Origin of the sequence: Flavobacterium sp. Root901 (genome assembly GCF_001429765.1) — a bacterium.
Taxonomy (GTDB): Bacteria; Bacteroidota; Bacteroidia; order Flavobacteriales; family Flavobacteriaceae; genus Flavobacterium.
In genome coordinates, this window is record NZ_LMJB01000001.1 from 1 (window position 1) to 22,973 (window position 22,973).

The window sequence follows — 22,973 nt, forward strand, 5'->3', positions numbered from 1 at the left end:
TCTTCGGCTCTCTGCCAGAACTCCCTTGCATCGGTGCCCTGAAAAACAACGCCGTCTTTTTGCGACTGGTGTTTGAAGATTCCGTGGCGTTTGGCCAAAACCTGATCCGGGCTCATTGGTACTGCCATCTCCACTTCGTCAATTCCCCATTCCTGCCATGCGCCTCTGTAAAGCCAAAGCCAGCAGTCATTCATAAATGGCTGTGGTTTTAATGCTTTTACAGCCTCAAAAATAGCGTCCAGACAAACTTTATGCGTTCCGTGAGGGTCTGCAAGGTCTCCTGCAGCGTAGATTTGATGCGGTTTGATTTTCTCGATTAAATCCATGGTCAGCTGAATATCTTCTGGTCCAATTGGTTTCTTTTCAATTGTGCCGGTTTCATAAAAAGGAAGTTCCATAAAATGAATCTGGTCATCGGTCAGTCCAACAAAATGGCTGGTTGCCCTTGCCTCGCCTTTTCTGATCAATCCTTTGATATACCTTACTTCTGGAATATCTATTTCGCTGTTCTTTTTGTTTTTTAAGAAAGAAACGGCTTTTTCATAAATCGCATCTGCCTCAGGACTTTTGATTCCGAATTTCTCGTTATAATCAATTACGAAATTGGCAAAACGCAGCGCTTCATCATCCGCCACAGCGATATTTCCTGATGTCTGGTAGGCAACATGCACTTCATGTCCCTGCTCCTGAAGGCGCATGAAAGTCCCTCCCATACTGATAATATCATCATCGGGATGCGGGCTGAAAATCAATACGCGTTTCTTTGCCGGTTCTGCCCTTTCAGGACGGTTGGAGTCGTCTGCATTTGGTTTCCCGCCAGGCCAGCCTGTAATGGTGTTTTGTAATTTATTGAATATCTTAATGTTAATATCGTAAGCCGGACCCGAATCTGCCAGTAAATCGCTCATTCCGTTCTCGATATAATCGGCATCGGTAAGCATTAAAATTGGTTTTTTCAGTTTAAGGGCCAGTCCTAAAACGGCTTTTCTGGTCAATTTGTCTGTCCACGCCACTTTCTCTACCAGCCACGGACTGTTAATTCGGGTTAGTTTTGAAGAAGCTTCCTTGTCTAAAATAAAAACCGCATTGTCATGTTCCTGCAGGAAAGAAGCGGGAACTCTATTTGTCACCTCATCTTCAACCGATTTTTTAACAATACTGGCTTTTCCTTCTCCCCAGGCCAGTAGAATGACCCTTTTGGCTTCCATGATTTTTTTAACCCCAAGTGTTATGGCCGTTCTTGGTGTATTGTTTAATCCGAAGAAATCTTTACTGGCCGCCACCCTTGTAATATGGTCCAAAGCCACCAGACGGGTTTTTGAGTTTTGAAGCGAACCTGATTCGTTAAAACCAATATGTCCGTTTCCTCCTATCCCAAGAATCTGAAGATCAATGCCGCCCAAAGCTTCAATTTTTGCTTCGTACTCGTGGCAGTAATCCGCAATTTGTTCTTTTGTTAAAAGTCCGTCCGGAACATGCGCGTTTTCAGGCAGAATATCAACATGGTCAAACAAAAGTTCTTTCATAAAACGAACATAACTGTTRATTGAGTTTGGCTGCATCGGATAATATTCGTCAAGGTTAAAACTGATGACGTTTTTAAAACTCAKTCCTTCCTCTTTATGAAGCCTTACTAATTCTGCATAYARTCCYTTTGGGGAAGATCCTGTGGCAAGCCCCAGGATACAAGGTTTGTTTTCTTGTTCTTTCGAACGGATCAAAGCTGCAATTTCCTGTGCAACCGCTTTTGATGCCTCAACTGAATTCTCAAATACTACCGTATTGATCTTCTCGAAGCGTTTCTCAAAACCGGTCGCTTTGTCTATTTTACTTTTTAACATGGTTACTATTTTTAATATTTTTTATTTTAATTTTTTGGATGCTGTTTGGTTTANCGCTTTTGATGCCTCAACTGAATTCTCAAATACTACCGTATTGATCTTCTCGAAGCGTTTCTCAAAACCGGTCGCTTTGTCTATTTTACTTTTTAACATTGTTACTATTTTTAATATTTTTTATTTTAATTTTTTGGATGCTGTTTGGTTTAAAAAAGGCATGAGTTGAGCCAGGGCACTTCAAATTTGGGTGCTTGAGTACCTGAATATATTTTGAATGAAATGTTTGTGCTTTCTAAACTTTGTCAAACTTTTAAACATGACAAGGTTGCTGCGTCATTTATTTACCACTTCCTGTATTTATGCCCTTTAAAAGCAAAAAATACAATCATTAAATAAGCCGGTATTAATATTAAATACGCCAGTTGATTTCCGCTTTTTGCAGTTTCAGCAATTCCTGCAGCTGTATTTGAGGCATTGATTGTATCAGCAAGCAGTCCATAAAATAATGGAAATACTGCTCCTCCAATAATTCCCATAATTAAAATTGCACCTCCAATTTTTGTGTATCCGCCTAAATCCTGAAGTGCCATAGGCCAGATCGCCGGCCAGCAGAGGGCGTTTGCCAATCCTAATAAGGCAACTAAAATAATTATTACAGGTAATTGTGGAATTCCAGGTAACTGAATCATAATTTTAGGAGAAAGTATTACGATTAATGCAATTAAAATAAGTCCTAAAAATCCAGATACTTTTAAGGCAGAAACCTGCGACACGTATTTCGGAATCAATGTAATTCCCAGAACATAGCCAATAACCATAAAAGTCATGGTAAATGAAGTCAGTTTTAAGTAAAAGGAACCGCTTTCGCCATAAACTCCTAATTGTTTTCCGAATCCGCCGATGGAATCTCCGGCCAAAACTTCTGCAGCGATATAAACCATTAAAGTGATTACTCCAAAAACCAATTGCGGATGTTTAAACGCTTCTTTTATTTGTTTAAAAATACTTAAATGTTCAACCTGGCCTTCATCATCTAAATTGATTTCAGGAAGCGGGGAAAATTTCACCAAAACAGCCAAAATGAGCATAATGACTGCCATATAAATGTAGGGCGACTGCAATTGCAAAGCCAGCGCATCTAATGCACTTTCTTTTTGGACTGAAGTCATAACAGCAATTTTATCTGCAGAATAATCTCCAATATTGGATAAAACCAAAGAAGTCAATAATAACGGAGCCAGAAAACCTGCCAGTTTATTGGCAATTCCTAAAACACTGATTCTTGCCGCTGCACTTTCACGCGGACCAATTACAACAACATACGGATTTGCTGCTGTCTGTAAAACCGCTAAACCAGTTCCCATTACAAATAATGCTATCAGGAAAAAAACAAAAGTTCTGGAGGCAGCAGCAGGATAAAATAATAATGCACCGAGCGCTATAATTAACAACCCTAATGAAATTCCGTTTTTATATCCTAATTTTTCGATTAAGTATGAAGACGGAACCGCCATCACAAAATAGGCAATATAAAAAGCAAAAGTCACAAAATACGATTGTGATTCGGTCAGTTCACACGCTAATTTAAAAAATGGAATCAGCGGACCGTTGAGCCAGGTTACGAATCCAAAAATAAAAAACAAAGAGGTTAAAATAACCATGGGAATCAAAGTGCTGTTTTGCTCTTTTTTTAAGGTAAGATCGATTTGTGACATAATTCTGGTTTTGGTTTAGATTACTATTTTTGCCGGTAATGATTTTAACACAGAGAAACATAGGTTTAAATGTGTTCAACTATTCTCATGCATTACAAATTGGTTAATTATATTTTGATCAAAAAATTATTTGCCGACTAATTCCTGATGGTAAAAAAGAATGGTTTCTTCTAATGCCTCATCAATCGTATATTTCGGTTTGAAACCTAACTGATTGAATTTCTCCGGATTTGCTTTTGAATGTTTAATATCGCCCGGCCTTTCGTCTAAAAATTTGATCTGTGATTTAGAATTAGTGATCTTTATAATTTTTTCAGCCAGTTCTAAAACAGATGTGCTGTGTCCTAAAGCAACATTATAGGTTTCATTTCCTTTTTGCGATGCCAGGATATTGGCTTTTACTACATCTTTTACATAAATAAAATCTCTGGTCTGCGATCCGTCGCCGTAAATAGTGATGGGCTCGTTCTGAAGTGCTTTATTAATAAAAATCGGAACTGCGGCCGCATAAGCCGATTCTGGATTTTGTCGCGGTCCAAATACATTGAAATACCTTAAAGATGCTGTTGGAACCTGATATTGGTCTAAATACATTTTTAAATAATATTCGCCGTCTAATTTTGTGATCGCATAAGGCGTCATAGGTTCCGGAAACATGGTTTCTACTTTTGGTAAAACCGGATTATTACCATAATTGGCCGCCGATGTCGAAAGTACAACTTTACAATCTGGATTATTTTTTGCGGCTTCGAGAATATTAATGGTTCCAAGAGTATTAATTTCAATACATTCCTTGATTTTTAATAATGATTCCGGAACACTTACTAATGCAGCTAAATGAAAAACACCGCTTGCACCGCTTATTACTTCATTAACCAAATTTTCGTCGCGGATATCACCTTTTATAAATTCAACATTTAATCCGTTCAGGTTATGTTCGAATCCCGTTCTAAGGCTGTCAAGTACCAAAACCTGATGTCCCTCATTAGATAAATATTCTGCAATGTGGCTTCCTATAAAACCGGCGCCTCCGGTAATGACATATTTTTTCATCTGTTTTATTTTAATGATCCAATGAAATTCAAATTATAATCTTCCATTTCCCTAAATTGTTCTGAAAGGCTTTCAATCAATTTAAACTGGTTTCTTGAACGATCGAGATTATGTTCAGGATATTCTGTTTTATAATAGATATCATCATTTAGGAAATCCGTTAAAAAACGAAGCGCCATTATAAAAGTCATCGTTTTGGCTCCAAGCGGGAGATATTTTATTTCTAAAGTTGAAAGCGACGCATTTGTTTTTTCTAAAAAGCCTTTTATATAAGCTTTATAAAAATCTAAATTGAAGTTTACCAAATCCAGATTTTTTTCGTCTTCGGCCGCTGTGTTGCAAATAGTTCTAATGGCGTCTCCAAAATCATAATGAATAATTCCTGGCATAACCGTATCAGTATCAATTACACAAAGTCCTTTTTTATTTTGATCAAAAAGTGCATTTGAGATTTTTGTGTCGTTGTGGGTTACTCTGAGTTTTATTTTTTTTGCGTCTTTTAGATTCTGAAGAATGTGCATTTCTTCTTTTAAATCCTGAACATTACGGATCAAGGTTTTTGCGCGCTCAATTCTTTGTCCCGAGGCCTCTTTTAAAGCAGTGTCAAACTGGGAATACCGAAACGCCATGTTATGAAAATTCGGAATCACTTCTGTTAGTTTTCTGGCATCAAAGTCGCTGGTCAGATTTAAAAATTCACCAAACAGTTTCCCACCTTCATAAGCAATTTCTTCATTTTTTACGGTTTCAAAAGTCAGGCTTCCTTCAATATAAACCATTACATTCCAGAAATTTCCGTCCTGGTCTTTATAATAAAAAATGCCTTTTTTTGTACCAATAAAAGTCAGAACCCTTCTTTTAAGTTCGGCTTCAGATAAGTGTTTTAGTTTTTTCTGCAAATGTTTGCTCACACTTACTTTATTGGCTATCAACCCCGGAACATCTTTAAAAACGCCTTCGTTGATTCTCTGCAAAATAAACTGTTTACCACTTTCAGTCGTTAGTAAATAAGTGTCATTAATATGACCGGAAGACAGTTCTTCAAAGGTTTTAAAAACCTCGATATGGTCAAACTGCCCAAATATAAATTTTAATTGCTCGGCTGTCATATTACCAAAGATTTGCTGGATAAACTTTTTGCGCTCTTAACTTTTCAATTTCTTTTTTTACTATTTCCTTATCTTCTTTATAAGTTACACCAAACCATTTGGCATTGGACTGAAGTACTTCGACAGAGGCATTATCTGATTTTAAAATCTCGTTTACCACAGATGTAATAAAAAATTCGGCTTTTAAATCGTGTTCGTTGTCTTTAAGAAACTGCTCAAAAAGCGCTCCTCCAAATTCAAAACATTTTGGCGTAAATCCCCAGAAATTCATCGACACAATTGTATTTTCATCAATAGGAATAAATGCTCCGTTATCGTCTTTGCGCATTAATTTTCCGTCTATTTTTTCAATATGCGTACGTTCTGTAACATCAGTAAGATAATTATTTTCATCTACCTGACATTCTCCCCTGGAAACAAAACCATGATCTGAAACCGTATTTTTAAGCAGGTAGGCCATCATATTAAAGTTGTATGATTCCTTATCCATTTCTGTCAAAGCTTTTGCCATGATTTCAAAAGCTTCTTTTCCGTAAAAATCATCGGCATTTATGATCGCAAAATTTTCAGTTACTTCCTCTTTCGCCATTAAAAGTGCATGTCCGGTTCCCCATGGCTTTTTTCTTTCCGGATTTAAATATTGTGCCGGAACGTTTTCAATTTCCTGAAACACATATCCTACTTCTGCTTTTCCTTCTAATTTTTTATTGAATATTTCTTTGCATTCTTCTTCAATATTTTTGCTTATAATAAATACAAATTTTCCAAAACCAGCCTGTAATGCATCATATATCGAAAAATCCATAATGGTATCTCCTTCGGGCGTAAATGTATCTAACTGTTTTAATCCTCCATATCGACTACCAATACCTGCCGCCAGGATCACGAGAGTAGGTTTACTTTTGCTCATTTAAATAGTATTATTAATTGGTTATTATTTTAAAGTTTCTGGTTATTTTTTGCTTTCTGAATCTATTTTTTAAAAGCAGATATTTTACAATTTTTAGTTATTGAAAATTTATCTTATAAATTGAAAAATAAATATTAATCTGACAATTATATCGTTAATATCGTGCACTATATGATTAATATTCGGCTAAAGTATATATTAAAACTTTATAAAAAAAGAAAATTGTGTTAAAATGTGCTCGAACACAATAAAAATGTTTTCGAACACATTAAATTAAATATTTTCTTCTATTTGATTTTTATATATATTTGTTTTTATATGGATAAGATTTATACAATTAAGGATATTGCAGAGCTTGCGGGAGTCTCAAAAGGGACCGTTGACCGCGTTTTGCACAAAAGAGGAAAAGTATCCGAAGATGCTTTGAAAAAGGTAAATGAAGTGCTGGACAGAATTGATTATCAGCCTAATCTAATGGCCCGAAGTTTAAAGAAAACGCAGATTTATTCGATCTGTGTCCTTATTCCTGATTCTGCAAACGATCCGTATTGGCAGCCTTGTATTGATGGTATAAACGAAGCAAGGAAAGAATTTAAATCCTTTAACGTAAAAATTGAAATTTTCCTGTTTGATCCTACAAGTACTTCTTCGTTTGTAGAAACGAATCAAAACGTTTTAAATTCTTCTCCGGATGCCGTTTTGCTTGTTCCGCTATTTCATAAAGAAGCAATTGAAGCAATTGAGAATTATAATTCTAAAGGTATTATTTCGAGTATTTTCAATAATCAGCTTAAATCCAGCTCCATAAAAAGTTTTGTTGGACAGGATTTATTTCAAAGCGGAAGAATTGCAGCAAGATTAATAGATTTACTGGTTAAGAAAGGTACTATTGCAATTGTTCATATTGATGAAGATTACGAAAACGCTGTTCACATGCAGGAAAAAGAAAAAGGTTTCCGTAATTATTTTGACAATCTTGAAAGTGGTAAATTCGAAATTAAAACATTCAAAGTAAAACATCCACAGTTTAAAAGTACGCTGAAAGAGTTTTTAGAAGCCAATCCAAATATTGAAGGGCTTTTTGTAACGACTTCAAAAGCATATCAGGTGGCCAAAATTATAGCTAAGAACCCTGAAAAGAAAATTGCACTTGTTGGTTACGATTTATTAGAAAATAATCTGGAATACCTAAACAATAAAACCATAGACTTTTTGATACATCAAAACCCGAAACGACAGGCTTATTTGGGAACAACAAGTTTGATTGAGCATTTTATTTTTGAGAAAGAAATCAGTCCGGAAAAATTACTTCCAATTGATATTGTAAACACCGAAAATGCCAAGGATTACTTTTTATAGATTTTGTTTTTTTAACCTAAAAATTGGCAAATACAGACCGCAGTTTTAACCATGGGAAGAGTATTATAAAAATTTATTGTGCTCACATTGCGTCACAGTGGTTGAAACCTTTTGCTATGTTTTATGCAGTTAGCCTAAAATTAGTTTTCCAAAAGAACTTGCGATATGAAAATTTGGAGTTTCTGTCTTTGGGTTTACCCACGTAATCCAGGTGGGTTCAAACAATTTGTTTTCCTGTTTGATATATTTGGCCCTGAAAATTCCGGCTTCAATAATGTTATCTTTTATTAAATTGAAGTTTTTGAGTGACTGAATGCTGATGGCTATTTCTACAATATAATAATCGCTTTTTATACTTGACTTTACAGTCAGGGTATTTTCAGGCCAATTCCAGTCAAAATCAAATCTTTTTTTTGGAGAAGCTATGAAATCCATGATTCTTGGCGTTGGGTCAATTTCAAGACAATAATATGGATTTAGATTTTCATCTGTCCTGAAAAAAATCTCTACCCGATCTGATTCTCCAATACTGTCAACAGAATCATCCTGTCTGTCAGTATGGATATTATTGTCAAAAACTTTATAGGAGAAATAAATATTTTCGGTATCCCATAAAGATCTGAACTCCATTTTTCCGGGTTCTAAATCGCTCCAGGGCGAAGTAAAATCGGTTAAAATTTCTGCTTGTTTCCAAAAAGGGTTATCTCCCAAACCATTTATTTTCAAAATGTTTTTTTCGATTCGGTTTACGTTGTAATTTTTCATTCTAAAAAGGTACGAAAATTTGAAAAGAAAAAGGAGCAGAAAAAAGATTCAGCCACAAATTTCAAGAATTAACACAAATTAATATTCGGTTTGATCCGAAAAAAATTAGCGGAAATTAGTGTAATTCGCGGCAGAATCTTCTGCTCCTAAAATAGTATTATTTTAAGTAAATCTTATTGTGTGTGATTTCGTTATCGGCATTAATTTGAAGGATGATCAATTGTGAATTTATTTTCAAATTAGAAATATTAATTTTTACCGAATCAACAGAAGTAAAATCTTGTTTTAAAAGTTCTCTTCCGTTTAAGTCCAATAAAGTAATATTGGCCGCATTTATGCTTTTTCCGAAATTAATATTGATTTCATCCGAAGCCGGATTTGGAAAAACAGAAAAGCTTGTGGAAGTTTGTTCTTCAGCTGCTGCTGTAGCCGCTGCTTTTTTGGACGTAGATCCTGTCTGAAGCTCGGAGCATCCAATATCGATTCTTCCGTTTCTTTTTCGAATATCATCATCAAAATCCAGTGTTCCGGAATAAGTTGAATTGTATGTCGGATCTCCTTTGTCTGCTGCAAAAGCTCCGGAAGCGAGTGTAAAATTAAACGCCGCAGCATTTACAAATCCAGGTAAACCTACAACAGAATTTACATCCTGTCCCGTTGCTGTGGCAAACTGTGCTGCATTATATGATCCGGTTGTTGAGCTTCCGTTAAAACTTGTCCCCGTTAAATCGATGATAAAGTCGGTATTTGTTTCTCTGTAATATAAATTATAATTTGAAACAAAACTTGAAATCGTATATCCGTAAGAAGCTAAAAATGCTTTTTTACCGGTTGTAGCGTACATAATATTGTTCTTGTAGGTAATTCCGGAACTGTTTTGAAAATGCACTTCACCACCATAAATATCGGCTAATGCAGCAACCGAAGTTCCCTGAATAGTAGTAACTCCGTTAATAGTTGCTCCCGTTCTGTTTTTGTAAAAAGTATTATTGAAGATTTTAGTATTTCCTACACTTGTCGTGTAACCAGAACCATTAACGCCTCCAAAAATTGCTCCGGTTATAACATTGTTATAAACCGAATTGTTGTTTACGATATGCCCGGTAGAAGGACCTCCGTTTCCGGTTGAAGTGTTTTGTTCTGCTCCTACAGAAAGGCCTACTCCACATCGGTAAACTTCGTTTCTTTGTACTGTACAATTTAAAGCCCCGTCAACATAAATTCCTGCGCTATTGGCAACAGCACTCATACAATTAAAAACTTCGTTTGAAGCAATAATACCATTTCGCGCCTGATTGTTGCTTGCTGCTCCGGTTGACAAATAGTTTCCTGCAGCCACAATTCCAATATTGGCAATGTCATAAACGGTATTTCCTGAAACCGAAAATCCGTCTACATTTCCTGTCACAGTTACCGCTTCACCCCATCCGGTAGCGCAATTATTAACTTCGTTGTTATCAATTTTTACGTTCGTAATAGCATAAGTTCCGTTTCCTCCATCGACTTTAATGGCGTTGGCAACGATTCCGCTGTTTGCAGGAATTGAAGAAAGATTATTGCTAATCCATCCAATATTTCTAACTATACAGTTTTTAATGGTAATATTATTCAAATTAGCCGTTGCGCCGGAATTTGCTAAAATCCATATCCCTTTGCTTCCATTGCCAATTTTGTTGGAAATAGTTAAACCATCAATCGTAACATTGCTTGTATTTACAATTCCAAGTACATAAGTATCCGTACTTGTCCACCCTGAAGCGTTTACAACTACCGCACCGGATCCGCTTTTTTGAATTGTCAGCGGTTTGCCGACATAAATTGGACCGGTTACTGCATAAGTTCCTGAAAGAACTAAAACTGTTCCTCCAGATGGTGCTGCCTGAACTCCTTTTACAATGGTTTTATAGGGCAGGGCTGCCGTTCCTGTTCCTGTTGTGTCATTTCCGGTTGGAGACACATAAGTCTGCGAAAAACCTTGTACAAAACACATTAAAATAAAAAATGTAATTTTCTTGACTTTCATAATTTTGATATTTTGGGTTAACAATTAAAAAAAATTATTTATAGAATATTGCAATATTTTCTATTTCAAATAAGCCTTTTCCTGATTTCAATTTAGAACTTAAAACATCTGTTAAATGTTCTGTTTTTATTCCTTTTGAATAACAAAAAATGCTTATTTCTGACTAAAGTAAATATTGTATTCTAATTTGCAAGAAAATAATTAGAAAAAGTGTGTTCGAACACAAAATTTTAATATTTTGAAAGTTTTTTATTACATAAAATTGATGAAATTTGAGTAAATTAAAAATGTGCTTGAGCACAAATACATATTGTACTACAAAAAATTAAAATAATTGCATTTAAAATTTAGCAGATTATATTTTTTAAATTTCACAAAATTGTAAACGGTAACAAAAAGCCTTAGATTTTTTTGATGCTAAGGCTTTTTTTGTTAACGCTGTTTTTAAAAGTATTTTTAAATGTTTAAAAGTGAAGAATTTTGATTTAGGTTTTCAGCAAATTAATAACAGCCGATATTCGCCTTTGTTTTCTATAGGTGCCCTATGAATGCAAGGCAATACCTTTTGTTCCGGATGTTCGACTGCCAGACGCCAGAGATGCCCTAACCCTAAATTTACAGGTTCTGAATTCTGATGCGGCTGATAATGCAGATCAAAGTAATTCTCTTTTAAAAAGTTTTCGAATTCTTCCTCCGTACCATTATGGAGTTCTTTTAGTTTTGTCCGGATTTCCGGAATTAAAATTTTCTGCTCTGCCTGCGAATTAGATATAATATCAGTTGATGCTCCGTGGTATGTACATAAAAAAGTATCTGCAGCAATAGGCGAACGATCGACATGAAATGAATATACATCAGTAGATATAAAATCAAACTCATCATCACGCTCATAACACTTCAGTAAATTAAGAGAAGGCGAAGCTCCAAAATCAGTTAGTAACTGCAAATCATTTAAGATTATTTCTCTTGCCTTATTCCCCTTTTCCGACAGCCGGAGTGCCAATAAATCTTCCGAATAAACCTCTGTTATATTTTCTTTTATACAGAGCTGATCTACAATTTCTTTAAAATTGCCATCTAAATCCCTGTGCCAGCACATCGCGTTTATTTCTCCCTTAAAGTCGGTATGTACAAGATCAGAGAAACCAGATACAATGCCTATTTGGCTTATCGCAGAATATGTATTACTCATAGTTTATATTAATTGCTTTTGCGCCTTACAAAATTAGGCAATAGCAGCCAGATGCAGTATTTTTTACAGCTTAAACTTTAGCCTTCTATCTTATTAAAATCTGAAACTTTTGCTACATGCCTTCAGGCAGACGGTCGGTTTCTGTTTTCTTTCGGTTAAAACGATACACTACATTTACATTAATATAACGCCCTTGTGATTTGTATTCGGATTTAAGAAAATATGATTCCGAATTTGTTTCTCTGACTCTGATTTGGGAATCAAAAAGATTATTAACATTAAGTGTGACTGACATTTTTTCTCCAAAAAAATCTTTGCTGATTCCAAGATTTGCCATATACTGTGCTTCAGTAACTGTCTGAACGCCTTGGTTTTTACCTCGGTATTTCAAATTAAAATCTGCTGAAATGATATTTGGAAATTTTAATACAGATCGAAAACCTGAAAACCATGTCTGGTCTTTTACATTATAAGTAACATTCTTGTAACTTCCTTCCTGTTTAAAGGAATAATAATTAAAATCTAAAGATAATCTCAGCCAGCTTACAGGATTATAAGCACTCGAAAATTCGGCACCATAACGATCTTCTGTACCAAGATTTACAGGCGTATTGATAAAATAATCAGAACTTGTACGCTCTACAATATATTCGAAAAAGTTGGTAGTATGCTGATAATACAATGCCGGATTAATACTAAACTTGCCCGGTTTAGCCAAAACTGTAAATTCAAATGAATCGGTAAACATAGGATTTAAATCTGGATTTCCTACTCTCATATTTCGTACATCAGAAAGTCCTGCGAAAGGATTAAGCTGCCAGAATCTTGGTCTGTTAATACGTTTGCTGTAGCTAAGCTGTAAATCTGTTTTTTCCGTAAGATTGTATACCATGTGCAGGGTCGGAAACAAATTAATGTAATTTTTTGAATTATTAAATGTATTATTGATATCTGAAATTTTGATATCTGATAATTCAGACCTTAAACCTGCCATATAATTAAACCTTTTAATCTTGCCCGAATACTGAAAATAAGCACTGTACAAATTCTCATCATAACTCAGTTTATTAGTAAATTTATCCAGTATACTTCCGTCCAGAATAGTATAATAATCACTCCTGATTGCTCTGAGGTCACTCCTGATTCCCATTTCGATTTTAGAATTGGCATTAATCGGGTTTACAAAATCAGATTTTATAAAAATATCTTTACTGCTCTCAATATCATTGGTATATAAATCAGACACAGGAGATGCTTCAGGGTAAGTTTTTTGTTCATTAATGTATTGATTTTCATTATCATTCCAAAAAACATACTGAAGGCTTGATGTCCATTTTTTATCTTTTTTATCAAAAGTTTTTACATAATTTAATTCTAATGCATTATAAATCTGCGGTTCTTTATAATTTTCAGATCTCGAAATAATACTGTCCGTCATATTCATCGAATTTGAATAATTATAATCGTATTTTGTAAATTCCCTGCCAATATTTTTAGAATAATAATAGCTTCCGGTCAATGTGCTTTTATCATTAATATAATAGTCGCCGCCAACATAAACATTGGCTGTATTACTACTTGAATCCGTGTTATTGTATTGGTTCAGAACAGAATTTCCTCCTTCGTTGAAATTTTGTTGAAACTGCTTATTCCAGGAATAAAAATTGATTTCACGATAGCCTAAATTTCCAAACAAATTTATTTTTGATGTTTTGTAACTTAGGTTTGTATTCAAATTGTAGTTTGTCGGATGCCCTATTCCGGCCTGAATCGAGCCATTGAAACCTTTCATACTGTTCTTTTTCAAAATAATATTAATAATACCGGCGCCGCCCTGAGCTTCATAAGCTGCAGATGGATTCGTGATTACTTCTATCTTTTCGATATTTGCAGCCGGAATCTGAGATAATCCATTATTAGCCGTCAGCATCGACGGTTTTCCATCGATTAAAACCGTTACACTGTTGTTTCCTCTCAGGCTGATTACACCGGCCATGTCGACAGCAACAGAAGGTACATTATTTAAAATATCGCTTGCAGATCCTCCGCGGGATAAAATATCTTTTCCAACATTAAACACTTTTTTATCCAGTTTTAACTCAACGGCAGATTTCTCACTAATGATGTTGACTTCTTTTAATTCATTGGTATTTTCCTCCAGAGCAATATTTTTTACCAAATCTTTATTGAGTTCAAAACTTTCTGTGGTAACGGTTTTGTATGACATAAATGCTATTTTTAACTGATAAGTTCCGGGAGAACTTTTTAATATATAATCGCCATTTTCGTCAGCAGAAACCTCTTTTGTTTTTTGTGATGATGACATTAAAGCAATCGTTCCATACGGAAGAGGCTGCTTTGTTGCTGCATCAATAATTTTTCCTTTAATAATAAATTCTTTTGATTGTGAAAACGCTGCAGCGCTTAACATCATAATAATTAGTAATACGAACTGTTTCATTTTTGATTGGTTTTAAATTTCGAACAAATCTCTATTTTAATTCCAGTCAAAATTTGCACACAGGACATAAGCAGCTGTATCGTCGATAAATACTCAAAATAATGGCATTTGTTAGGTTTGTCTCCGTTTTTTATTTGTTTATGCTGTTTTTTTTCCTGTTTGTCGACAAAAGTTTTTCTTTTTTAAATAAATATTAACTTTGGACACATGTCACCATTTGAAAAGCTCATCAACTTCGCCACAGTTAATCGTATCAGTACGCATGTCGTATTCTGGACGGCTATTTTTATTATGTTTTTTAGTGAAAATACTTCTTCAAACCCTGAGGAAGTAAGAATCGATATTATTTATACCCTTTATTATGAAGTGTTTTCGATTATAGGAGCTTATTTTCTGGCGTACAGGATTCTGCCTCGTTTAATGTCTCCCCAAAAACACTCGCGCGTATGGGCAGAACTTATTTTAGGCAGCTATTTAATTTCAATCACTGCCAGAATAGTAATGGTATATGGTGTGGAGCCAATTGTACGCAAACCGCCTTTTGACCAGGAATCAATTTTAGAAATCCTTACCGATATCCCTACTTTGGTAGGGTCTTACATTGCACACATCTTTTCGCTTTCGCTGTTTTTTTTGTTTATAAAACTTATTAAAGATCAGTACATTATTCAAAAAAGATCGTTATTGCTGGAAAAACAAAAAGCCGAAACAGAATTAAAGATTTTAAAAGCGCAGTTAAATCCGCATTTTCTTTTTAATACGCTCAATAATATCTATTCTTTATCTATTATCAATTCACCTGTAACGTCAAAATCAATTGCGGTTCTTTCAGAAATTTTAGATACCATATTATACCGATGCAGCAGTACTTTTGTTCCCATTTCACAAGAAATTAGTCTTCTTAACAATTATATTTCACTTGAAAAACTTCGGTACGATGATCGCCTGAGCGTTAGATTTAACCACGAAATGGATCAAAACGGACAAATTGCACCGCTGATTCTGCTTTCGCTGGTAGAAAATGCTTTTAAGCACGGAGCCGGTGAGGATATAAGTTCGCCTCAAATTGAGATTGATTTAAAACTGCTAAACGATAACTTCGATTTTATTATCAAAAACACAATTAATAAAACAGAGCCGCAAACTGACAGCGGCAGAATAGGCCTGATTAACATTACGCAGCAGCTTGATAAAATTTATTCCGGAAATTATACATTTGATGTTATAAAAACTGAGAAAGATTTTACGGCACATCTTAAAATAAAAATTACTCCGGAATTTAACGCTTCTTAAAATGAAAATAAAATGTTTATTAGTTGATGATGAACCACTTGCAATTAGTTTATTGCAAAACCATATCAGTAAATTAGACTATTTGGAAGTAGTCGGAACATGTTCTAATGCATTAAAAGCTGCCGAAATTTTAAGAACTGTTAATGTAGATTTGATGTTTCTGGATATTAAAATGCCTCAGATTACCGGAATAGATTTTTTAAAAACACTTCGAAATCCTCCTGCTGTTATTTTTACTACCGCTTACCGCGAATATGCCTTAGAAAGCTATGAGCTTGAAATTGTAGATTATCTATTAAAACCTATCACTTTTGATCGCTTTTTTAAAGCCGCAGACCGCTATTTGAGGATGAATGCGCCAGTTAACAGCAAAATTATTTCGCCGGTTCAGGAAGATTTTATTTTTATTAAAAACGGGGCAAAATTCAATAAAGTCAGTGTAGATTCTATTTTATATATCGAAAGTATTAAGGACTATATTGTTGTACATCAGAAAGAAGGAATAAAACTCACCGCAAAATACAAAATCAGCGATATTGAATTAGAATTGCAGGATAAGCATTTCTTACGTATCCATCGTTCTTTTGTAGTCAATTTAAAAAACATAACAGCATTTACTGCTTATGATGTAGAATTTGGATCTATTGAAATTCCTATTGGTGCAAGTTATAAAGAGTATGTTTTTAAAGTCTTAAAAAGCAGTTAACCTCACTTTTAAAATAAGATAAAAACTGGAATTCATTTCAGTTTAACAAATACACAGGTGAGAATTGTGTAACATTTTCCTAAAATTATATAAGTTTCAAATATTCCTATTTCGCAATTTGTAAGAATTATTATAAATACATTCGAACTATTTCTGAAATAAGAATTTATTATGAACCAACGTGTTTTTCAAAACATCTTTTTTATAAGCAAAATCAGAGCAATCATATGTGTATGCTCTTTATTTTCGCTGAATGGTTTCTCTCAAACTAGTGGAAACACACCGAAGATTAATATGGCAGTTGAAACATATTCGTATCTGAAAGGACAGAATGCTGCTTTGCAAAGAATTTCCATGCAGTTTCCGTCGCTTAAAGATAATGTGGAAGCACTGCAAAAAAATTCTGTAATGCTGTTCAGCCGGGCTGAGAAAAATATAGAACACATTTTAGAAAAAGAACTCGAAAAATCAGAATATAACAGATTAAAAAACCAAATACGGTCTTTTCTGAGCAAATTTAAAGATCCCATTCAAAAGAAAAAGCATGCTGAGGATTTTCTGGACAAGGTTAAGGAAAGATCACTTGTTAAAGACGATTCGCAAATATCAAAGGCTTTACTTTCTTTTGCATATCATGATAAACCGCATCAGGAAATCACAGACGGGCATCTAAAAACCTTTACTACAAAAGGACATCCAAAGGCAGTAAAAAGCACTGTAACTATTCCTATTCCAAAAAGCTGGAAGGCAGAAGATGCTGAAATGCCGGAAACTATACAGCAGTTTACCAGTTTTAACGGAAATGGTTCAGAAAAAATACTTATAGTTATATATGAACCTGATCACGGATTTGTTCTCAATGAAAGCGTTGTGCCGCAGATGCTTGATCCCCAGACGGATTTAATACGGACTGAAACAATCACTATTGACGGCAAACAGGGTATCATGGCCGAATGCGAACAAATTCTGGATCCGCCTAAAAATAAAATAAAAATACGAATGCTGCAGTTTATGGTGGCCGCAGAAAAAAAATTATACTGTTTTCAGGGAAGTATTGGTCCGGCAGCTTCTAGTGAAAATCTTGAAATTCAATTAAAAAAGTTTGAACCGCTTTTTCGTCTTATTGTTTCAAAGGCACAAATCGAAAACTAATTTGATATCTGTCCATACACCTTCTTTTTAATAAAAAATAGAAACCGAACCTTTCATAATATAGAAGATTCGGTTTCTGCTTTATAAACATTAATAATTACTTTGTTAACCGGCAGATTTTATGGTTTTACGGTTCCGTTAATAGAATCCCTTGATTTGTCTGTTCCCTTGCTGCCTGATTTCGATTTGTCTGTATGACTTCGGTGCTTTACTGTATCTTTTGTTGTACCAGAGTTTTTTTGTGTACTATGTTTACTCTTTTTACTGTACACGGTATCCGTCTTTGTTTTTGATTGTTTTGTTTTTGACGGAGTATCTTGTGCTGATACAATTCCGAAACATAACAGCATACTTAAAGTTACGATTAAATTTTTCATAATAGTTTTTTTTAGTTAATAATCTGATTTTCAAATAATAATATTTTACTTTATACAAATTTGAATCGTAAAAACAAGTTTTTTTTATACTATAAAACTTATAATTTATAAAATTATAACCAAAAAAAATTAAAATACTAGTCTATAAATTAGTATTAGCGGAGATAAATTGTTCCAATTCCTGATCAACCTCTTCATTGCGATCTGTGGAAGTGAGGATTTTACTGTGAAGGTGAATATTGTTTTGAGTAATAAATTCCTGTATTTTATTCAGACATAATAACAAAGAAGAAGCACTTTCTTCTGCAGATAGTTTTTGGTCTGAAGTAATGTCGTCCAAAATCACAGTAAAAATAAAATCTTTAGGCTGATTGGTATCAGCAGTAGAAATCTGTATGGATAGTTCAAAATCGTTGTCCACATCATTTAAGGAGCCTGTTAGAAAGTAAGTGATTTTCATAATACAAATAATAGTTTTACAGCAAGTTACAAATAATATAAATTAAAAAATATTAAAACTCTTGTATTTACTGTAGTTGTAATACAATTTAGAAATTAGAAGATAGCTGCTGATTCTGATAAAAAATCAGGGGATAATACTGACAGCCTGCAACTGATTTTTTATAAATTGTTTCTAGCATTATCATCCTTTTTTTTAAACACAGAATTCAGCAAACCCAGAAATGGTAAGGGATTGCGAAAATAATCTATAAATAAAAACTTTTTCGCACTACTGCGGATTTCCTAACTGTTCATCAAGGCTTCAAAAATTGTAATTTTATTACAATAAAAAAATTACGGCTCTCTAATGCCTTAAAAGGTAATAAGAGTTTTTTGTTGTTATAAACTTTAATGAAAATGAAATTTAGCAGAGGACAAAATGTATTTTACAACGCAAAAAGCGGAAAGGTTTATCCGGCAGCTGTAGTAGAAATAAAAAGAAGTTTCAGCAGGAGATTTTCTTTTCAATCTGACAGCAGCTTTCATTATCTTATTGAGATTATAAGTTTCGGAATTTCAAAAAAGATTTTGTGTACAGAGAATGAACTTCAATTCAATGAAGAAATAGTTGCTATAAAAACAGCCGCTCCTTTACTAGACTGCCCAGTGCCTGTATCGGTAAAGAAAAACAAAATCAGAAAAATCTAAAGATTATTCCGGGAGTTCATCAATACTTTTAGGCTCAACCCTAGGCTGTGCGTTCATATGGTGTCTGTATTTGCTGGATGTTTCATACGCCAGCCTTCTTACTCTCATAATATTGCCCAGCGGACGATGCTCCGGCAGACAATGAAACGGGTTAAAACTCAGTACATCATCTGCATATACGCGACGTTGTGGACTGAAAGTTTCCTGCGGAAAAAACACCAGTTTTGCTACAGGCTGATAAGGACTTTCTTTTTCGGGCCACTGCACAGATCCGTCTTCCACCGGCATAGTATCCAGATTCGTACAAAGCTGTACTCCCATCTCATATTCTGCGGTTTGATTGTGGAAAAAATCAGAAATAATCCTCGTTAAAAAGGCATTTTCGTCCTCATCGATAATTTTCTCATCAATTTTTTGTCCTGAAAGTTCCTTTACATTTTCCGATAATGGTTTTACGTTTATTTTAGCTACATAATTACCATAACGAAGTGCAGCCATACTGAAATAGGTATCACCTAAAATATGCGGACCGGGCGCGCTCAATTCATTAGTATCATCAGCGAGTCCAACGGCTGCCAGTACATTCTGAACTCCAACTGCGGCTTTCTGAGCAATCTTCTGAAACAGTTCACCACTCTCTGCCTGACTTTCGAGACCTTCCTGCATTTTAAGATATTCTTTTATTGTTCCTGTAGGTATGACCGGATAGTTGACCAAAAGAAAATCCTGAGTAACTGCATCGGATAATTCCGGAAGCAGTTTTTCGCCCTCCACTCCGATTATTTTTACAGCCATCCCTCTGAATGCCGACATTTTATCGGGCACTATAGATCCTTGTGCCGTAGAAAAACGCACGATCACAGGATAGGTTTTTGCTTTTTTAAACATACCCTGCGCAAGATGCTCCGGCAGATTATCATATACTGTAAGTTCTCCCTTTAAAACAGCGTGGCTTTTTGAATGGGCATCACGTATCGCATGACGGTATTTTTCATACATGAGCCTATTGACTCTCGCCATGGAATCTACAATTTTCTGTATAATCTGCTGCTCATCGGTCTGCTGGACTTCTATATTTTCATTATAAGGTACGTAACTGTGGAAGGATGTCATAACTATCTTGTTTATTGAGACCTAAAAATAGAGAGATCTCAACAGAAAATAGTTATATAGTTTACTGCTGATTTTATATAATACAACAATTGGTACTTTATTATACCAAATGAAAATCTTGAATTATACTGGAAGAAAACTTTCCGTCCGAATAATTTTATAATGCTCTGGATGCATTTATATAATCTATAAAATCCTGACTAACAGTAATCCTGTAAGTTTCAGCGTATTTTTTGTAAGAGAACAAATTTCCATAAGCTGTAAATTGCAGGTTCATTTTAAAATTAACTGTAATGGAAGAATTAATAAAACAATTTGAATCTGAACTGGCTGCATATCTTGAATTCCGTTATAATGCTTCGGCGGAACAGGATACCGTGAAAAGATTTAATGAAACGGAAAAAGAAGCATTCGGTTTTATAGACCGCTGGATTCTAAACTCACAAGAGCTTACTGCCGGAGATGTAGAGCTTTCGGCAAAACACGTCATCGATGAATTTCTAAATTCAAAAATGAATACTTAAGCTCATTATAGATAACCTCTTCCATCTGAATCACTGAGCCTGCGAAACGTAATGCTTGAAAAAATAGTAACTGCAGCAAGAACAATAAAAGTATAATGGAAAGACTCTGTAATACTAAATCCTGAAGATCCAAAAAACGAAAGGATTAAACTGGCTGCAGATACACCAAAGCTTATCGATAACTGCTGCATGATAACCAGCATTGTATTACCGCCGCTTTTTGTATTTTCGTCTAAATCAACAAGTGTGATAGTATTCATTGCCGACATCTGGATGGAAGTAAAAAAGCCGTAGAAAATCATCAGTATAATATAATAAATAAGCGGTGTATCTTTTGTAACAAATCCGAGTACAATTAATACAAACCCGAGCAATATGGTATTACTGATAAGAACTGTTCTATATCCCAGAGCCTTGATAATTCGAACCATAAATGGCTTTATTGCAACATTTGCCAGTGCGGAAGGGAGTAAGAGAAGTCCGGAAACAGAAGCTGAATATCCAAATCCTGTCTGCAGCATCAGAGGCAGCAGCAGCGGCAGACCTCCGATACCCAAGCGTGTAATCAAACTTCCTGAAAGCCCAACTCTAAGTGTTTTAATATTAAGCAGTCTAAGATCAATAATAGGTTTATCGGTATGTTTGTAGTGATAATAATACAGGGCTGCAAGTGTATTGAAAAGCAATAATCCTCCTAAAATAATAAACCAGTTAGTCAGACCGCTGCTTATCAACTCCAGCATCATGGTAATGACAATTAATGCAAGACTAAAATAAATAAGTCCACGGAAATCAAATTTTCCGACCGCCTTCTTAAAGTTGGGCATAATTCTTTTTGCCATAGAGATACCGATTATTCCAATAGGAACATTTACCAGAAAAATCCAGTGCCAGGAAAGTTTATCCGATAAAAATCCACCAAGACTCGGGCCAACAACCATACCCAGAAGTCCGAAAATTGTAATAAAGTTCATTGTTTTTAAAAGCTTACTTTTTGGATATTGATACAATATGGCCAGCCTCGCAATGGGCACCATCATAGATGCCCCAATCGCCTGAAGTACACGCGAGAGATTAAAAGTCAGCAGATTTACCGAAAGGGCACAGCATAAAGATCCGGCTACAAACAATCCTACCGCAGTCATAAACATTGTGCGCGTACCAAATTTATCTGCCAGCCATCCCGAGAGTGGAATAAACAAGGCTAACGTAAGAGCATAAATAACTATCACAGAATGCATCTGCGACGGCGAATACTGCATATCTCTCGCAATTGAAGGAAGTGAGGTGTTTAGAATTGTTCCGTCCAGCGACTGGATAAACATCGCAACTGCCGTTACCCACGGAAGTAAGTGTACAGCAGTTCTGTTTTTCTTTTTTTTAATCTGTTTTTTATTTATTTCGGCCGTTTCCATATTACTATTTATCATTAGCCATTTAACTTTTCCTGTAATGATTTGTTATTAAAGCGTACAAAGATCTGAAAATTATAACCAGTCTTTTTACAGCACTTAATTTCAGGTTTATATAATTAAATGAAAAAGAACCATTGATTAAATATTAAACCCGGAAAATTTTTGTGCCTGAATATTCTGCTAATTATATAAGGCTGACTCTTTATTGTATAAAATAAACCAATGTAAACTGAGTAGCTTTAAATTAATTATAAATCACAAAATTACAACCTATGGAAAATCTAATAAACACCGAAAACCTTGAGGAAATCAGAGAAATAATTGAAGATAAAATAGCTGACATTCCGGGCCATTACATATTATGCGGAGCTCTTGGCACCTTGCTTTTATCAACTTATCTTGAAAAAACAGGAAAAAAACAGGCCGCTTCTGTAATCGCAAAACTTTCTATTCCAATTATTGGTATTGGACTGGCAAAATATAAAGACGTTATCAAGTCAAAAATACAAGAACAATTGGATGAGTTCTCAACTAATAATGACAATACGGACAGAGTAAACTTTGGGACATCACAAAGCTAAATCTTCATCAGTAAAGTTAAAATAGTATATTAACTTTTGAAAGGTCAGTGCTTACGACTTACGAAGAACCTGACAGAAAAAGAAAGTTCAAGTACAATCCAACAGCTTTTAATCGTAAAGAAAAAGATCTGTCAGCAGCCCGCCGGCCTGAATTTCAGGCTCATTCTATGCTTGGAATCTGGCCGGAAAAAGGCTGAAATCTTATAGGAGCTAATTGATAATTTACTACATTTACGCA

At 34.8% G+C, this 22,973-nt stretch carries 20 protein-coding genes; 7 read left to right on the forward strand and 13 right to left on the reverse strand.

The genetic code is table 11. The annotated features are described in order from the left end of the window. From nagB to ASE21_RS00030, 5 genes are all read right to left on the reverse strand, one after another. On the reverse strand, window positions 1–1,841 hold a 1,841-nt coding region (nagB, locus tag ASE21_RS00005), incomplete at its 3' end, for a glucosamine-6-phosphate deaminase (protein WP_057120522.1). A gap of 338 nt (window positions 1,842–2,179) precedes the next feature. Next, on the reverse strand, window positions 2,180–3,553 hold the full coding sequence (locus ASE21_RS00015; RefSeq protein ID WP_057120524.1) for a sugar MFS transporter: 1,374 nt from the start codon (window positions 3,551–3,553) through the stop codon (window positions 2,180–2,182). A 126-nt stretch (window positions 3,554–3,679) separates the two neighbouring features. Continuing rightward, complete coding sequence (locus ASE21_RS00020; RefSeq protein ID WP_057120525.1) at window positions 3,680–4,606, reverse strand: NAD-dependent epimerase/dehydratase family protein; 927 nt, start codon at window positions 4,604–4,606, stop codon at window positions 3,680–3,682. Between the two features lie 5 nt (window positions 4,607–4,611). Further along, window positions 4,612–5,715, reverse strand: a complete 1,104-nt coding sequence (locus tag ASE21_RS00025; protein WP_057120526.1) for a phosphotransferase enzyme family protein — start codon at window positions 5,713–5,715, stop codon at window positions 4,612–4,614. Between the two features lies 1 nt (window position 5,716). Continuing rightward, window positions 5,717–6,625, reverse strand: a complete 909-nt coding sequence (locus tag ASE21_RS00030) for a sugar phosphate nucleotidyltransferase (protein WP_057120527.1) — start codon at window positions 6,623–6,625, stop codon at window positions 5,717–5,719. A gap of 318 nt (window positions 6,626–6,943) precedes the next feature. On the opposite strand from ASE21_RS00030, the gene ASE21_RS00035 reads away from it, so the two are divergent. Further along, entirely contained in the window at window positions 6,944–7,984 is a 1,041-nt protein-coding gene (locus ASE21_RS00035; protein WP_057120528.1) for a substrate-binding domain-containing protein, read from the forward strand. Between the two features lie 129 nt (window positions 7,985–8,113). On the opposite strand, the gene ASE21_RS00040 is transcribed toward ASE21_RS00035, so the two are convergent. From ASE21_RS00040 to ASE21_RS00055, 4 genes are all read right to left on the reverse strand, one after another. After that, on the reverse strand, window positions 8,114–8,749 hold the full coding sequence (locus tag ASE21_RS00040; RefSeq protein WP_057120529.1) for a carbohydrate-binding family 9-like protein: 636 nt from the start codon (window positions 8,747–8,749) through the stop codon (window positions 8,114–8,116). A 157-nt stretch (window positions 8,750–8,906) separates the two neighbouring features. Next, window positions 8,907–10,772 carry a T9SS type A sorting domain-containing protein gene (locus ASE21_RS00045; RefSeq protein WP_057120530.1) on the reverse strand — a complete coding sequence of 622 codons (1,866 nt, stop codon included), beginning with the start codon at window positions 10,770–10,772 and terminating at the stop codon, window positions 8,907–8,909. 493 nt (window positions 10,773–11,265) lie between these two features. Continuing rightward, entirely contained in the window at window positions 11,266–11,964 is a 699-nt protein-coding gene (locus ASE21_RS00050) for a DUF1826 domain-containing protein (protein ID WP_057120531.1), read from the reverse strand. A 112-nt stretch (window positions 11,965–12,076) separates the two neighbouring features. Further along, window positions 12,077–14,425, reverse strand: a complete 2,349-nt coding sequence (locus ASE21_RS00055) for a TonB-dependent receptor domain-containing protein (protein ID WP_057120532.1) — start codon at window positions 14,423–14,425, stop codon at window positions 12,077–12,079. Between the two features lie 207 nt (window positions 14,426–14,632). On the opposite strand from ASE21_RS00055, the gene ASE21_RS00060 reads away from it, so the two are divergent. The 3 genes from ASE21_RS00060 to ASE21_RS00070 all read left to right on the forward strand — a co-directional run bounded on the left by ASE21_RS00060 (window position 14,633) and on the right by ASE21_RS00070 (window position 17,576). Further along, window positions 14,633–15,718 (forward strand): sensor histidine kinase, encoded by a 1,086-nt coding sequence (locus ASE21_RS00060; protein WP_242410194.1) that lies wholly within the window; start codon window positions 14,633–14,635, stop codon window positions 15,716–15,718. 1 nt (window position 15,719) lies between these two features. Continuing rightward, a complete protein-coding gene (locus ASE21_RS00065) occupies window positions 15,720–16,424 on the forward strand; it encodes a LytR/AlgR family response regulator transcription factor (RefSeq protein ID WP_057120533.1) in 705 nt (234 codons plus the stop codon). Between the two features lie 294 nt (window positions 16,425–16,718). Next, a complete protein-coding gene (locus ASE21_RS00070; protein ID WP_128414633.1) occupies window positions 16,719–17,576 on the forward strand; it encodes a hypothetical protein in 858 nt (285 codons plus the stop codon). 119 nt (window positions 17,577–17,695) lie between these two features. On the opposite strand, the gene ASE21_RS00075 is transcribed toward ASE21_RS00070, so the two are convergent. Then, the gene (locus tag ASE21_RS00075; RefSeq protein ID WP_057120535.1) at window positions 17,696–17,953 is read right to left on the reverse strand and encodes a hypothetical protein; all 258 of its coding nucleotides are present in this window, start codon (window positions 17,951–17,953) and stop codon (window positions 17,696–17,698) included. 142 nt (window positions 17,954–18,095) lie between these two features. Further along, the gene (locus ASE21_RS00080; protein ID WP_057120536.1) at window positions 18,096–18,413 is read right to left on the reverse strand and encodes a hypothetical protein; all 318 of its coding nucleotides are present in this window, start codon (window positions 18,411–18,413) and stop codon (window positions 18,096–18,098) included. Between the two features lie 398 nt (window positions 18,414–18,811). On the opposite strand from ASE21_RS00080, the gene ASE21_RS00085 reads away from it, so the two are divergent. Continuing rightward, window positions 18,812–19,102 carry a hypothetical protein gene (locus ASE21_RS00085; protein WP_128414634.1) on the forward strand — a complete coding sequence of 97 codons (291 nt, stop codon included), beginning with the start codon at window positions 18,812–18,814 and terminating at the stop codon, window positions 19,100–19,102. A gap of 3 nt (window positions 19,103–19,105) precedes the next feature. Here the strand turns inward: ASE21_RS00085 and ASE21_RS00090 are convergent, their stop codons facing one another. Next, window positions 19,106–20,215 carry a catalase family protein gene (locus ASE21_RS00090; RefSeq protein WP_057120538.1) on the reverse strand — a complete coding sequence of 370 codons (1,110 nt, stop codon included), beginning with the start codon at window positions 20,213–20,215 and terminating at the stop codon, window positions 19,106–19,108. 293 nt (window positions 20,216–20,508) lie between these two features. Here ASE21_RS00090 and ASE21_RS00095 point away from each other — a divergent pair, with 293 nt between their 5' ends. Further along, window positions 20,509–20,739, forward strand: a complete 231-nt coding sequence (locus ASE21_RS00095; protein WP_057120539.1) for a hypothetical protein — start codon at window positions 20,509–20,511, stop codon at window positions 20,737–20,739. A gap of 5 nt (window positions 20,740–20,744) precedes the next feature. Here the strand turns inward: ASE21_RS00095 and ASE21_RS00100 are convergent, their stop codons facing one another. After that, window positions 20,745–22,169, reverse strand: a complete 1,425-nt coding sequence (locus ASE21_RS00100) for an MFS transporter (protein ID WP_242410195.1) — start codon at window positions 22,167–22,169, stop codon at window positions 20,745–20,747. Between the two features lie 257 nt (window positions 22,170–22,426). Between ASE21_RS00100 and ASE21_RS00105 the strand changes: the two genes are divergently transcribed. Continuing rightward, the gene (locus ASE21_RS00105) at window positions 22,427–22,735 is read left to right on the forward strand and encodes a hypothetical protein (protein WP_057120540.1); all 309 of its coding nucleotides are present in this window, start codon (window positions 22,427–22,429) and stop codon (window positions 22,733–22,735) included. Window positions 22,736–22,973: the final 238 nt, after the last annotated feature.

Coding starts and splice junctions, on each gene's coding strand:
- ASE21_RS00055 (WP_057120532.1), bottom strand. CDS start 14,425: ATGAAACAGTTCGTATTACTAATTATTATGATGTTAAGCGCTGCAGCG.
- ASE21_RS00060 (WP_242410194.1), top strand. CDS start 14,633: ATGTCACCATTTGAAAAGCTCATCAACTTCGCCACAGTTAATCGTATC.
- ASE21_RS00025 (WP_057120526.1), bottom strand. CDS start 5,715: ATGACAGCCGAGCAATTAAAATTTATATTTGGGCAGTTTGACCATATC.
- ASE21_RS00045 (WP_057120530.1), bottom strand. CDS start 10,772: ATGAAAGTCAAGAAAATTACATTTTTTATTTTAATGTGTTTTGTACAA.
- ASE21_RS00015 (WP_057120524.1), bottom strand. CDS start 3,553: ATGTCACAAATCGATCTTACCTTAAAAAAAGAGCAAAACAGCACTTTG.
- ASE21_RS00040 (WP_057120529.1), bottom strand. CDS start 8,749: ATGAAAAATTACAACGTAAACCGAATCGAAAAAAACATTTTGAAAATA.
- ASE21_RS00030 (WP_057120527.1), bottom strand. CDS start 6,625: ATGAGCAAAAGTAAACCTACTCTCGTGATCCTGGCGGCAGGTATTGGT.
- ASE21_RS00065 (WP_057120533.1), top strand. CDS start 15,720: ATGAAAATAAAATGTTTATTAGTTGATGATGAACCACTTGCAATTAGT.
- ASE21_RS00070 (WP_128414633.1), top strand. CDS start 16,719: ATGGCAGTTGAAACATATTCGTATCTGAAAGGACAGAATGCTGCTTTG.
- ASE21_RS00085 (WP_128414634.1), top strand. CDS start 18,812: ATGAAATTTAGCAGAGGACAAAATGTATTTTACAACGCAAAAAGCGGA.
- ASE21_RS00090 (WP_057120538.1), bottom strand. CDS start 20,215: ATGACATCCTTCCACAGTTACGTACCTTATAATGAAAATATAGAAGTC.
- ASE21_RS00075 (WP_057120535.1), bottom strand. CDS start 17,953: ATGAAAAATTTAATCGTAACTTTAAGTATGCTGTTATGTTTCGGAATT.
- ASE21_RS00100 (WP_242410195.1), bottom strand. CDS start 22,169: ATGATAAATAGTAATATGGAAACGGCCGAAATAAATAAAAAACAGATT.
- ASE21_RS00080 (WP_057120536.1), bottom strand. CDS start 18,413: ATGAAAATCACTTACTTTCTAACAGGCTCCTTAAATGATGTGGACAAC.
- ASE21_RS00050 (WP_057120531.1), bottom strand. CDS start 11,964: ATGAGTAATACATATTCTGCGATAAGCCAAATAGGCATTGTATCTGGT.
- ASE21_RS00020 (WP_057120525.1), bottom strand. CDS start 4,606: ATGAAAAAATATGTCATTACCGGAGGCGCCGGTTTTATAGGAAGCCAC.
- ASE21_RS00105 (WP_057120540.1), top strand. CDS start 22,427: ATGGAAAATCTAATAAACACCGAAAACCTTGAGGAAATCAGAGAAATA.
- ASE21_RS00035 (WP_057120528.1), top strand. CDS start 6,944: ATGGATAAGATTTATACAATTAAGGATATTGCAGAGCTTGCGGGAGTC.
- ASE21_RS00095 (WP_057120539.1), top strand. CDS start 20,509: ATGGAAGAATTAATAAAACAATTTGAATCTGAACTGGCTGCATATCTT.